This window comes from Vagococcus sp. WN80Y, from assembly GCF_059621045.1.
Map to the genome: position 1 here is coordinate 1 of NZ_JCAQHY010000160.1, position 12936 is coordinate 12936.

Annotated in this window: 10 protein-coding genes and 2 pseudogenes; 10 read left to right on the forward strand and 2 right to left on the reverse strand. The window is 37.3% G+C overall.

All coding sequences use genetic code 11. The annotated features are described in order from the left end of the window. Window positions 1–113: 113 nt before the first annotated feature. Window positions 114–624 (reverse strand): annotated as a pseudogene (locus tag AC5KOD_RS13845) (HPP family protein). A 126-nt stretch (window positions 625–750) separates the two neighbouring features. Here AC5KOD_RS13845 and AC5KOD_RS13850 point away from each other — a divergent pair. From AC5KOD_RS13850 to AC5KOD_RS13895, 10 genes and pseudogenes are all read left to right on the forward strand, one after another. Further along, window positions 751–1320 carry a CGNR zinc finger domain-containing protein gene (locus AC5KOD_RS13850; protein ID WP_496915157.1) on the forward strand — a complete coding sequence of 190 codons (570 nt, stop codon included), beginning with the start codon at window positions 751–753 and terminating at the stop codon, window positions 1318–1320. A 382-nt stretch (window positions 1321–1702) separates the two neighbouring features. Next, window positions 1703–2854 (forward strand): hypothetical protein, encoded by a 1152-nt coding sequence (locus tag AC5KOD_RS13855; RefSeq protein WP_496915158.1) that lies wholly within the window; start codon window positions 1703–1705, stop codon window positions 2852–2854. Between the two features lie 123 nt (window positions 2855–2977). Then, entirely contained in the window at window positions 2978–3793 is an 816-nt protein-coding gene (locus tag AC5KOD_RS13860) for an AraC family transcriptional regulator (RefSeq protein WP_496915159.1), read from the forward strand. A 124-nt stretch (window positions 3794–3917) separates the two neighbouring features. Continuing rightward, window positions 3918–5228 (forward strand): alpha-glucosidase/alpha-galactosidase, encoded by a 1311-nt coding sequence (locus tag AC5KOD_RS13865; RefSeq protein ID WP_496915160.1) that lies wholly within the window; start codon window positions 3918–3920, stop codon window positions 5226–5228. Between the two features lie 765 nt (window positions 5229–5993). Further along, window positions 5994–6095: pseudogene (locus AC5KOD_RS13870) on the forward strand (SEC-C metal-binding domain-containing protein); the annotation flags it as partial. 265 nt (window positions 6096–6360) lie between these two features. Continuing rightward, the gene (gene ahpC / locus AC5KOD_RS13875; RefSeq protein ID WP_496915161.1) at window positions 6361–6927 is read left to right on the forward strand and encodes an alkyl hydroperoxide reductase subunit C; all 567 of its coding nucleotides are present in this window, start codon (window positions 6361–6363) and stop codon (window positions 6925–6927) included. 76 nt (window positions 6928–7003) lie between these two features. Further along, window positions 7004–8689, forward strand: coding sequence for an FAD-dependent oxidoreductase (locus AC5KOD_RS13880; RefSeq protein WP_496915162.1), 1686 nt, complete (start codon window positions 7004–7006; stop codon window positions 8687–8689). Window positions 8690–9015: 326 nt separating this feature from the next. After that, the gene (gene thrC, locus AC5KOD_RS13885) at window positions 9016–10509 is read left to right on the forward strand and encodes a threonine synthase (RefSeq protein WP_496915163.1); all 1494 of its coding nucleotides are present in this window, start codon (window positions 9016–9018) and stop codon (window positions 10507–10509) included. An 11-nt stretch (window positions 10510–10520) separates the two neighbouring features. Continuing rightward, window positions 10521–10991, forward strand: coding sequence for an ASCH domain-containing protein (locus tag AC5KOD_RS13890; RefSeq protein ID WP_496915164.1), 471 nt, complete (start codon window positions 10521–10523; stop codon window positions 10989–10991). Between the two features lie 134 nt (window positions 10992–11125). Beyond that, window positions 11126–11860, forward strand: coding sequence for a class I SAM-dependent methyltransferase (locus AC5KOD_RS13895; RefSeq protein ID WP_496915165.1), 735 nt, complete (start codon window positions 11126–11128; stop codon window positions 11858–11860). Window positions 11861–11899: 39 nt separating this feature from the next. Here the strand turns inward: AC5KOD_RS13895 and AC5KOD_RS13900 are convergent, their stop codons facing one another. Next, complete coding sequence (locus AC5KOD_RS13900; RefSeq protein WP_496915166.1) at window positions 11900–12871, reverse strand: asparaginase; 972 nt, start codon at window positions 12869–12871, stop codon at window positions 11900–11902. Window positions 12872–12936: the final 65 nt, after the last annotated feature.

Genomic DNA, 12936 nt, shown 5'->3' on the forward strand with positions numbered 1-12936 from the left:
CAGATACCTAGAAAAAATTTGTATTCTTCTCTAGGTTTATTTATGTTGCATTAAAAATCACAACAAACAATTTTAAAATAGTTCAGTTTTTACTTGACCTTTTTATAGCTGGCTTAAATCCAAAAGGTTGGATATTTTCTTTTTCCAGATAAATTATTAACAACTAATGCAGTTAATACTATTACGACCGAACCTAGAAGAACAGGAGTGACTAAATAAGACCATCCCACTGCATTTGTGCTAAGTAAAACAACTAATGGATCTGCTCCGGCTGGTGGATGTGTTGTTTTTGTCAACATCATAAGTGCTATTGATAATCCTACTGCAAAAGCTGTGACCATTAAAGAACTTCCTAAATGTCTTACATAATAATCCAATCAACGTTGCAACCAAATGTCCTCCTATAATGTTTCTAGGTTGTGATAGTGGCGAATCCCATACACCAAACGCCAAAACACAACTTGCTCCGAATGGTGCCATAATCCATAATTCATCTGTCAAACTTATTAGCAGAAGGAGTAAAAATATTACTGTAAACCCTCCTATGAAGCCAATAATACTTGCATAAGGATCGATTTGTAGGGGAGTTCTATTCTTAGACCTCATTTTTTTTACAAATTTCATAACTAACCTCCTTTTTTATTTATTATAGGTTAGTTTTTATAACCTGTCAAATCAGATTTAAGAGGTTAGTGAAATGGACGAACTGAATTCAATGTGATAGGATAATATTAAGGAGGTAATCATTCTATGCCTAATGAATTTCCGAAGATAACCGAAAATATATCACTGAATTTTTTGAATACTAGAATTGTTAGAAATGGAAAAACTGTTGAGCTAATGAATACGCCTGAAGATTTTCGGGAATGGATTGATAGTGAATCAGTTGGGGAAGAGTATAGCTATCAAATGGATTATTTATCGCCCTATTTCGAATCGATAACAGACGTATCAGAGGTTATATCTTTAAGAGATTATATCTGCACAAAAATTAATGATGCATTAACTGGGAACACTTCATTTTGCACTTTACAAAAGTGGATTGAAGCAGAATTGGACACGCATTCTTTTTTCGTCAAATTTTCAAAAAATAAAAAAATACTTGTCCCAAAACACAAGAACTTCATTGGCTTTAAATCGCTCATTTTCATTTACTTGTCTAATCTCATTGAAAGTAATGAGTTGGAAAAAGTGAGTCGTTGCAAAAATCCAGAATGTATTTTGTTGTTTATTAATAAAACTGGTCGTAGAAAATGGTGTTCCATGAAAATTTGTGGAAATAGAAGTAAAGTAGAGCGATATGAACAGAAACATAAGTAAAGTATCATAATAATTTGCAGTTTTTTTAGTCTGCTGTACTAGCGAAATACCTAAAAGGATGATGCATGGGACTAAAGAGCTAATGACACGGAATATTACTTCCAAGTTATTGGCTCTTTGTCTTAGAGGATAATGAGAGTTTGATAGTTTTTGATCTAAAAAAGCCAGTTATTAAAACGTTAAATAATTTTTAGAATTTTTTAACAATTGGTATTTTTTTAGAAGTAATCAGTATAGGGATTGGGTTTTTTTATGATTTTTCACAATAATCAGTTCGAAAAAAACAGCTTAATTTTTAGGCGCGATTGACTTCTTTCTATTAAATATGATATTTTGGGGGTGTCAGAAAAAATAATCATATTTAGTCAGATGGAGGAAAAAAATGAAAAAGAAATTAAGCATAATCACGGCATTATTTGTATTAGTCGTTATGTTAGGAGCTTGTGGAAGTGATCCTCGTAGCCAATTTGTTGAACAAATGAAAAAAATGAGTGAAACTAAAAATAATGCAGGGTCATTTGAAATGGGGGTAGTCGACTTAGAATTGGCTCAAGCCGCTTCAGGTGACGCAGCTAATAACGCGATGATGGGGATGATCATGTCGTCAATTAAGGATATTAAATTGACAGGTGATTATCTGACAGATGCTAAGAATTCCAATAATTTTGAGATGAAGATGAACTTAAGCTTGATGGGAACGGATATTCCACTTAATATGGTTGGAAGTATTGGCAGTGAACCAAAAATCTATATGGCGACGGATGTTATGTCGTCTATTCTGGAAGTAGCTAAAGCTTTCGGTGGCAGTAAGGTACCAGATATTACGGGTTTAGATGAGTTAAAAGGGAAATATATTGATTTGATGGCGATGCAAGAAGCGCAAGATAAAAAAGCGTCAAAAGCTGATCTTGAAGACATGAAGACCGCACAAGAATTTGGTAAAGCCTATCAAAAAGAAGTGGCTAAATATATTAGTGGATTAGATAAGAAGAGTTTTACCAAAAAAGATGACGTAATTTCCCATACTTTTACGAAAAAAGAATTAGTAGAAATGATTGAATTAACTAAAAAAGTAGCGAAATCAGATAAGAAATTTTCCGATTTTAAGGTAGATGAAGAGGATAAAATCGACGATGTATTTGCTGAATTTAGCGAGTTTTCTATAACGATCAAGGTGAATACAAAATCTAACGCGACTAAAATGCGGATGGTAATGAGACCTAGTAAAGATAGTAGTGCGAGTGAAGGATTTAAATTACTGTCATTTGATATGAAGACAACTAGTAAATCAAGTAAAGAGACAGTTAAAATGCCAGCTAAGAAAGACATTCTTTCAGAAGATGAGATGAAAGAATTGATGACTCAGTCAGGCACCTCTATGACATTGACAGATGAGCAATTCAAGGAGCTAATTGATGAGGCTAAAGCGACTAAGGGTGACTACGATGAAGAAGAAAAAAGTCAGCTATTAGCGATCTATCAAGAAGTTTTGACTGAAGCTCAATACAAAGAGCTGGAAGCAGCCTTGAAGTAAAAGAATAAGTTCACCAGAAGCTATGTAGCAATAGTTTCTGGTGTTTTTTATTTGGAAAAAAGCGCTGTTCTTCACTCATTCTTTGAGGTAGACTATAAGTAATATGAGAGCAAGGAGGAAATGATGGAACATTTAGATTATTATTTTGATCCCCCCTTGATGTTATCGTTTCATGTTTTTAATTTAGGGTACGAACAATGCTTACCAGGGCATCAGTTTGGCCCTCACGTTCGAGAGCATTATGTGATTCATTATGTTTTGGAAGGGCGAGGTTATTTTGAAAAATCTGGCGTTCGTTACGAACTCGAAGCAGGGCAATTCTTTTTGATTGAACCTGATGAGGTAACCTTTTACAAGGCAGATGAAGAGAATCCTTGGGTTTATTTTTGGCTAGGCTTTAATGGAAGTGAGACCGAGAGACTGTTGAAAATTTTAGGCTTACTTGATTATAACCGCGTGGGAACAGTTAAGGATCAGAATCAGTTGAAAAAGTGGCTTGAGTTGGCTTTAGAAGCTGGTTCTAGCATTGAGACCAATTCATTCTATATTCAAGGAGTGAGTCAGGCGATTTTAGGGGAGTTTCAACTTGAAGAACATTCTACGTACCGAGAGATTAGTCAACAAAATGTTCACATTGAAAAATTCTTAAATGCGGTTCATACTAATTTTGGCCGGACAGATTATTCTGTACAAGAAATAGCTCGGACGTTGAATTTGACGGCCCCTTATTTAACAGCATTAGTTAAAAAGGAATTAGGCAAGACGCCGAGTCAATTATTGTCAGCGTATCGGTTAGAAAAAGCTGCTTATCTATTAAAAAAAACAGATATGCGAGTTAATGAAGTAGCATTAGCGGTTGGCTACGAAAGCCCTCTAAGCTTTAGTCGCGCGTATAAAAAAATGTACGGTTTAGCGCCTAGTCTGGAACATCTTAAATAATGTTTGGTTTAAGATAAATTAAGTTATATCCTTTTTGCTGTTATTTCCTTATGATAAAGGCACTAACAATTCAGTTAGAAAAGCTATCTGCTAGATAGCCTGACTGATCAAGGAGGATATTTTTATGGTGAAAATTGCTTTTATTGGTGCAGGAAGTACGGTCTTTGCTAAAAATGTATTAGGAGATGCTATGTTAACTCCGAGTCTTAATCGAGCGGAAATTGCTCTTTATGACATTGATGCCAAGCGGTTGAATGAGTCGGAACTGATGCTAAAGACAATTAATAAAAATTGTAATGCAGGCCGTGCAACGATTATCTCTTATGATAATCGGATTGAGGCGTTACGAGGAGCGGATTTTGTTATTAATGCGATTCAGGTTGGTGGGTACCAACCAAGTACAGTGATTGACTTTGAGATTCCTAAAAAATATGGGTTACGACAAACTATTGCTGATACTTTAGGGATTGGCGGTATCTTTAGAGGGCTTCGGACACTTCCGGTGATGTTTGAATTTGCCAAAGAAATGGAAGAGGTATGTCCAGAGGCATGGCTGTTAAATTACACGAATCCAATGGCAATTTTAACAATGGGGATGCTAAAGGGGACAAAAATTAAGACGGTAGGTCTATGTCATAGTGTTCAGGTGTGTGTCCCAGATTTGTTTGCTCATCTAGGGATTACTGATCAGTACGATTTATCTGATTTTAAGTGGTCGATTGCGGGAATTAATCATATGGCCTGGCTATTAGAAATTACGTATAAGGGACAAGATTTTTATCCAGAAATTCGTCGACTAGCAGCTGAAAAGGCCCACCCTCATGATGACTCAGTTCGTTTTGAGCTTATGAAGCATTTTGGTTTTTATATTACTGAATCAAGCGAGCATAATGCGGAATATCATCCGTATTTTATTAAAGATAGATATCCTGAGCTGATTAATGATTTGGGGATTCCTTTGGATGAGTATATCAGACGTTGTGAAGAACAGATTCAAAATTGGGAAAAACAACGAGATGATATTGTTCATAATGGCGAGTTAACTCATGAGCGGAGTAAAGAATATGCGTCTTATATAATGGAGGCAATCGTTACAAATGTGCCAACAGTAATTGCGGGAAATGTGCTAAATACAGGTTTGATCACAAATTTACCGGCTGATGCTTGTGTGGAAGTTCCGTGTTTAGTTGATAGAAATGGTGTTCAACCGACAGTAGTTGGAGAACTGCCAACTCAACTGGCGGCGCTTAATCGAACAAATATCAACGTACAGGAACTGACTGTTGAGGCAGCGATGACTCTGGAACGAGATAAAATTTATCAAGCGGCGATGTTAGATCCCCACACAAGTGCTGAATTATCTTTAGAAGACATTCATAATTTGGTGGATGATCTAATTGAGGCTCATGGTGATTATTTGCCTAAGTATCATTAGTATTAAGCGCGAGAAGGAGGGGGGGGATTTTTATCGGACTCTTTCCTCGCGCTTTTTGGAGTATTTTTTGTTAGAGTAGGTAGTAAATAGTGATGTGCTGGACTCATATAATAGGGTAGGCCGGGCATTGCTGAAATTAATTTGAAAATAGGGCTGAAATCCGCTATAATTATAAAGGTTCGTCTAGGAACATAATTAAATTATGGAGGATGTTTTATGACTCACAAAGATTTTTCCGAAAAGAAAATGGAAAATGTAATCAGCCAAGCTAATGAATGGTTTGCAGCATTTAAAGAAAGTACACAATTTAAGGAATTAAGCTCTTCTGCGCAAACGACTAGTGGCGTTGTGACGATGGCTTTATCAGAATGGATGTATAAAGAGGAATTGCGTGGAGGTCGTGAATGGACTGCTACAACTTTAGAAAACATTTTGGTTAACGTCTTTCCTAGAGAAGTAAGTGAATACTCAGAAGTTTTGTCTGATATTTCAAGTATTTTAACTCACTATTTTACCTTTTTAAAGGAAGACAAAAAAATAACAAATGCAGATACACTTTTGCGCAGATTAGCTAAATTATCTTTTGGGGAAGTGACAACGGAAGACGTTGTGGATACTCCTAAAGAGGTAAAAAAATCACAAGCGAAGAGTAAAAAGAGTGAAAAATCAGTTCATTCAGAAAAATATTCTGCTAGAGATATTGCTCAATTTAATAGTTTTGAAATGGGTAACGCAATTAATGCGATGAGTCAGCCTCAATCTGTTAAGGAAGCTAAAAAGACCGAAGAGGTTGTAAAAAAAGTTGGCCGTAATGAGCCGTGTCCATGTGGTAGTGGAAAAAAATTCAAAAAATGTCATGGTAAATAAGAAAAAATTAAAAGCTAAATCTATTTAGATTTAGTTTTTTTTTATTCTTTCATTCTCAATTGGGTTGATCATTTTCTCAGTTGGGTGGCACATAATTATTGATTTTTAATTTGATAAGAATTGCTCTTTTTTGCGTAACGTGGTGTCTTTTAAATGTGTTTCCTTGTTTATATTCGTTTAGATATTTTTTTGACACCCTTGTTTTTATTTGTTATCATAATAAAGTAATATAAAATATTAATTAGTAAGAAGGAGAATGTAAATTATGAGTAATTTAATTAACAAGCAATTATTTGATTTTGAAACAGATGCGTACCGTCAAGGTGAATTCATTAAGGTGAAAACTGAAGATGTGTTAGGCAAATGGAGTATTTTCTTCTTCTATCCAGCAGATTTTTCTTTTGTTTGTCCAACTGAATTAGGGGACGTACAAGATCATTATAAAGAATTACAAGCAGCAGGTTGCGAGGTTTATTCCGTGTCAACAGATAGTCATTTTGTTCACAAGGCGTGGGCGGATGCAACAGATACAATCGGACGTCTTGAGTACACAATGTTGGCAGATACAAATGGAAAGATTTCTCGTTTCTTTGGCGTAATGGATGAAGAAGCTGGCCAAGCGTTTCGTGGGTCATTTATTATCAACCCTCGTGGTGAAATCAAAGCTTATGAAATTCATGATATGGGAATTGGCCGTAATGCCGAAGAGCTTGTTAGAAAATTAGAAGCAGCTGTTTTCGTTGAAGAGCATGGCGATCAAGTTTGTCCAGCAAACTGGAAACCAGGCGAAGATACTATCGCACCTAGCTTAGATTTAGTAGGAAAACTTTAAAAAACGGTTAGTTAAAAGGAGCTGTGACGCATTGTCACAGCCCCTTTTCTTAAAATCAAAGAAAGCAGGTTATAACATGAAACATATTTATGATTTAGTTGTCATCGGTGCTGGTTCTGCGGCACTTTCAGCTGGAATATATGCAGGTCGTTCAATGATGGATGTACTAATTATAGAAAAAGATAAAATTGGCGGGCAAGTCACAACTACATCTAGTATTGTTAATTATCCAGGGGTTCGCAATGGAACAGGTCCCGCTATGATGGAGGAAATGCGTTTACAGGCAACTGATTTTGGTGCTGAATTTGTAACAGATGATATTTTAGAAGTTGATTTAGCCGGTGAAATCAAACTGCTAACTGGTAAATCGGGTAAGGTTTATCAAGCCCGCTCAGTGATGATTGCGACGGGGGCTTCACCTAATAAAATTGGTTTTCCTGGAGAAGCTGAGTTTACTGGACGAGGAATTGGTTATTGTTCTACCTGTGATGGAGAGTTCTTTACTGGCTTAGATATTTTTGTTCTTGGTGGTGGTTACGCGGCTGCTGAGGAAGCGGTTTTCTTAACTCGTTTTGGTAAAAAAGTTCATATGATTATTCGTGAACCCGACTTTACCTGTGCAGAGATGACTGCAAATCAAGCAAAAAATCACCCTAAAATAGATATTGTCTATAATACAGAAGTTAAAGAAATTAGTGGCGATGGCCTGTTGCAGAAAGCTATTTTTGTTAATAATCAGACAGGGGAAGAAACTATTTTTGAGGCGGATGAAGCAGATGGTTCATTTGGCATGTTCGTTTTTGCGGGAAATAAGCCAAATACTGCAATGTTTAAAGGGCAGGTTGAGATGACACCACAGGGCTTCATTCCAACAAATGAAATGATGGAAACCAATATTCCGGGTGTTTATGGGATTGGTGATTTACGAGTAAAAGAATTGCGCCAAATTGTGACGGCAGTGGCGGATGGTGCGATTGCCGCAACTAAAGCTCAACAATACGTCAATGAAGAAAAAGAACGCCTTGGTATTCCTGTAACTCATAAGGAAATTAAAACGGTCAATGGTGAACCTGCTTCATCATCAACCACTCAACAACCTGCTGCTAATGCAGAACCAACTAAAAAAGGCGAGTGGTTCCCAGCTGCGATGAAAGAGCAGTTAAAAGGGATATTTGCTAAGCTGACTAAAAAAGTGGTAATTAAAACTATTTTAGATGCGAGTCAGCATAAAACGATGGAACTTTCAAGTTTTATTGAGGAGATCAGTACATTAAGCGACAAGATTAGTGTGAAAAATGTTTCTCGTGGCGAAGATACTGAATTAGAGCGTTCTATGAAGTTGGAGCGATTGCCAGCAGCAGCTTTGTTTAATGAAAAGGATGAGTATACAGGAATAAAGTTCAGCGGGATTCCTAGTGGTCATGAATTGAACTCGTTTGTTCTAGCTATCTACAATGTGGGGAGCGACGGGCAAGCGCTGGAAGAAGGTCAGTTAGATAAGATTACAGCCTTACCAAAGACTAAAGTTCAAATTTGTGTGTCCTTAACGTGTCATTATTGTCCAGATGTTGTGGCAGCTTGTCAACGAATTGCCGCAGCAAATCATAATATCGAAGCAGAAATGATTGATACAGCTCTTTTCCCAGAACTTAAAAAAGAGAAAAAAATTATGAGTGTTCCAGCGATGATTATTAATGATCAAAAAGTAGTTTTCGGAGCTAAGAACATGGATGAAATTTTAGAAGAGCTAGCAAACGCATAAAGCTATTAGCGCGATACCTTAACGCTCTTCGATGCCCTTATTTCACATAGAAGTTAATGCAATCGGTAACGTAGTGAGTAGACGTTGGGAGTACTGTGGGTTTGTCATATAATATACGTGGAATCAAACGAGGGGGACGTTGTCTCATCCTCGTTTTTTTCTACTGTAATCTTGTGATGATCTCATGTAATTTTAATGATAAATAGATGACAAAGGTGTCATATTGGACTTTTTTTGATGAAATTGCCATTTTATTAAAAAAATCTCATAAAAAAATGGTATACTAAGAGCATTATTATTTTTAAGATGAAAAGGGGTTTTCATAAATGGCATTAATCTATCAAAGTACACGGGATAAAAACAATCAAGTAACGGCATCTCAGGCTATTTTACAAGGTCTAGCAGTTGATGGGGGACTTTATGTGCCGACTGAGGTACCAACTGTTGACCTAGATTTTTCGAAGCTAGGCAAGATGAGTTATCAAGAGGTTGCTTACCTCGTAATGAAAGAATTTTTAACTGATTTTACTGAAGAAGAACTTAAGCATTGTATTAACTCAGCCTATGATCATAAATTTTCGGATGAAAAAATCGCTCCACTTAGAAAAGTGGGTAAAGATTATTTTCTAGAGCTATTTCACGGTTCAACGATTGCCTTTAAAGACATGGCCTTGTCAATTTTACCTTATTTAATGACTACATCGGCGAAGAAGAATAACGTGGATCAAGAAATTGTTATTCTAACGGCGACTTCAGGAGATACAGGAAAAGCTGCTATGGCAGGTTTTGCTGATGTACCGGGCACCAAAATAATTGTTTTTTATCCTAAAAATGGTGTTAGTCCCATTCAAGAAAAGCAAATGGTGACCCAAAAAGGGCGCAATACATGGGTAGTGGCAATTACAGGGAACTTTGACGATGCTCAAACGAATGTCAAAGAAATGTTTAATAATCAAGAATTGAAACAAGTTATGGCTAATAACGGCAAACAGTTTTCATCTGCAAATTCGATTAACATTGGTCGCTTAGTGCCACAAATTGTGTATTATGTTTACGCTTATGCCCAACTAGTATCAAGTGGCTCAATTACTGCAGGCGATAAAATAAATATTTCCGTTCCAACTGGTAATTTTGGCAATATTTTGGCGGCCTATTACGCGCAGCAAATTGGTGTGCCGATTAATAAACTAGTGTGTGCGTCTAATGAGAATAATGTTTTAGCGGATTTCTTGCGTTCAGGAACCTACAATCGTAATCGTGAATTTATGGTGACTAATTCGCCATCTATGGATATCTTGGTTTCAAGTAACTTAGAGCGGCTATTGTTTCACATTGCTAATAATGATGATAAGCAAACAAAGGCTTTAATGGATAGTTTGAATGCTGTAGGGAAATACAGCATTACCCAAGAGATGTCAGAGGGCTTAACTAATTTTTATGGTGATTTTGCTACTGAAAAGGAGTCAGCTACTGAGCTTAAAGTGGTGTTTAAAGAAGAAGATTATACGATGGACCCTCATACTGCTGTGGCTACCGCAGTTTATGAAAACTACCGAGAGGCTACGGGAGATAAGCATCCAACAGTGGTTGTCTCAACAGCTAGTCCGTATAAATTCCCACGGGCAGTTGTTGAATCCTTAGTTGGAGAGGTGTCAGAAAATATCGATGATTTCGCCTTGGTGGAACAATTGGCTGAGTTATCAGGAATAGAGATTCCTACGGCGGTAAGTGAGTTAGCAACTGCGGAGGTACGCCATGATATCGTCGTTGAGACCTCACACATGCAAGAAACTGTAGAATCTATTTTAAAATTGAAATGAGTGAGTAACTGATGGATGAAACAAACCAAACTATTGAATTATTTTGGCAGGAATTTTTAAGCAAATCGTCTGCTAATTTAGCTGATACAACTTATGAAGCATGGGCTTTTGGGAATAGCCCAGAGATGGCTGATGAGCTCTTAGACCTAGTGCTTAAAGGGATTAAAACTGGAACGGCAGGGGCTTATGACTCATATTTAAAGGACAACGACCCACTTCCAGAAATTGGCAGCTATAGTGTCTGTCTTTCTGGTGATGGTCAACCTAAATGTGTGATTCAAACACGTGGGGTAAAGACGGTCAAATTTAAGGATATTACTGAAGAGGATGCTTATAAGGAAGGCGAAGGGGAGCGGACTTTAGATTATTGGCGCCGAGTTCACCAAGCGTTTTGGGAAAGAGAATTTGTTAAGCATTCGCTGTCTTTTTCACCTGAGATGCTAGTTGTTTATGAAGAGTTTCAAGTTGTATACCAGCCATGAGCTAGATATCTGTCAATGAGCGAAGGAGCGGGACTTATGTCTCGTTCTTTTTACTTATCCGCTTGACTTGCAGTAGGACTGAAAGTAGGGAATAATAGAGATGATAGAAAGTGGTTATTAGGAGGGGAAAGAAGATGACCAATCATTATGATGACGAGCAATTTTTTAAAGCTTATGAGGAAATGGATCGATCAAAATATGGGCTTGAAGGTGCGGGTGAGTGGCATGAACTAAAAAAACTACTGCCCGATTTTACTGGAAAACGAGTGCTTGATTTAGGCTGCGGGTATGGCTGGCACTGTCGTTATGCGGTAGAACAAGGAGCGGATTATGTGTTAGGGATCGATTTGTCTTCAAAGATGTTGGAGAAAGCCAGAGAGCTAACCGACTCTTCCAAGATTACTTATCGAGAATTAGATTTTCAAGAATTGACTACTATTTTAGAAAGCTTTGACGTTGTTATTAGTTCATTGGCCTTTCATTATGTTCCAGATTTTGAGCAGATTGTTGAAGAGGTGAGTCGTTTGTTGAGGCCAGAGGGACAATTCATTTTTTCAGTGGAGCATCCTGTCTTTACTGCGGAAGGCTCACAAGAGTGGTGCTATGATAGTGAAGGGGAAATTAGTCATTGGCCTGTAGATAGTTATTACCGAGAAGGCTACCGGGAAAGTAACTTTTTGGGGCAAAAAATCGTTAAATACCACAAAACCTTAACGACGTATATAAATAGTTTGCTGACTTATGGTTTTAGGCTTAAACAACTGGTAGAGGCCAAACCCAGTATAGAAATGCTAGAAAAAATTCCAGAGCTGGCTGATGAATTGAGACGACCAATGATGTTGTTAGTCGCAGCTGAAAAAGAGCTGTGATAGGATCGCCATCGCAGCTCTTATTTTACTCGAACACTGTTATACTTGTTCAATTATAAAGTTAGATAATTCTGTTGGACTTAGGTTAGCATTTAATGCAACCATGAGTTTAATTCGAGCTTTCTGGCTGTTAAGCCCATTACAAAAAAGGACGCCTTTTTTTTCTAACTGAATGCCTCCGCCTTCATAATCATAGACGCCTTCAGCGATACCATTAAAGCAGCGAGAAACTAACACAAGTGGAACACCCTCGGCAATGAGTTTATCTATAGCGGGAATGGTTTGTGGAGGTAAATTACCTGCACCAAGAGCTTCAATTACAAGTCCGTCAATCTGATTAGTAAGTAAATCAAGGATACTTGTGCCCATACCAGCGTAAGCTTTAACAATTGGAATACGCCCGTCAACAGTGTTTATATCCATCGTATGAGTAGTAAGTAATTGTTGATAAAAACTAACTTGGTGTTTGTTAACTAACCCAATTGGACCAAAAGTAGGGGTTCTAAAGGTGGCAACATTTGTTGTATGAGTTTTCGTGACGTAGCGGGCTGTATGAATTTCATCATTCATCACAACTAGTGTTCCTTTATTAAGGGCCTCATCACTAGCAGCAACTCGAACTGCCGTCAGATAATTGTAAAGCCCATCGGAGCCAATTTCATTACTTGAACGCATGGCACCTGTCAAAACAATTGGTAATTTATCGCCAATCGTGATGTCTAAAAAATAGGCTGTTTCTTCTAGTGTATCTGTTCCATGGGTGATAACGACACCGTCGATACCATCTGCAAGTCCGAGTAGAATGCGATTTTTAAGCATTAACATATGATCTGGTGTAATGTGCGGAGAGGGAATATAAAAAAAGTCTTCAATAATTAATTCGAGCTCCTGATCGTCATGAGTAGGTAAATCTAGCAAGGGGTTGCGTTTTTCTGTGGAGACTGCTTTAGTTTCTAAGTCTTCTGACATGGCGATGGTACCGCCAGTATGAAGAACGAGTATTTTTTTCATAAGATCCCCAACTTTCCTATTTAATTTCCTTGTTTATTATAACAAACTCCTTCGACAATGGCTTG

Coding starts and splice junctions, on each gene's coding strand:
- AC5KOD_RS13900 (WP_496915166.1), bottom strand. CDS start 12,871: ATGAAAAAAATACTCGTTCTTCATACTGGCGGTACCATCGCCATGTCA.
- ahpC (WP_496915161.1), top strand. CDS start 6,361: ATGAGTAATTTAATTAACAAGCAATTATTTGATTTTGAAACAGATGCG.
- AC5KOD_RS13865 (WP_496915160.1), top strand. CDS start 3,918: ATGGTGAAAATTGCTTTTATTGGTGCAGGAAGTACGGTCTTTGCTAAA.
- AC5KOD_RS13890 (WP_496915164.1), top strand. CDS start 10,521: ATGGATGAAACAAACCAAACTATTGAATTATTTTGGCAGGAATTTTTA.
- AC5KOD_RS13860 (WP_496915159.1), top strand. CDS start 2,978: ATGGAACATTTAGATTATTATTTTGATCCCCCCTTGATGTTATCGTTT.
- AC5KOD_RS13895 (WP_496915165.1), top strand. CDS start 11,126: ATGACCAATCATTATGATGACGAGCAATTTTTTAAAGCTTATGAGGAA.
- AC5KOD_RS13880 (WP_496915162.1), top strand. CDS start 7,004: ATGAAACATATTTATGATTTAGTTGTCATCGGTGCTGGTTCTGCGGCA.
- AC5KOD_RS13855 (WP_496915158.1), top strand. CDS start 1,703: ATGAAAAAGAAATTAAGCATAATCACGGCATTATTTGTATTAGTCGTT.
- AC5KOD_RS13850 (WP_496915157.1), top strand. CDS start 751: ATGCCTAATGAATTTCCGAAGATAACCGAAAATATATCACTGAATTTT.
- thrC (WP_496915163.1), top strand. CDS start 9,016: ATGGCATTAATCTATCAAAGTACACGGGATAAAAACAATCAAGTAACG.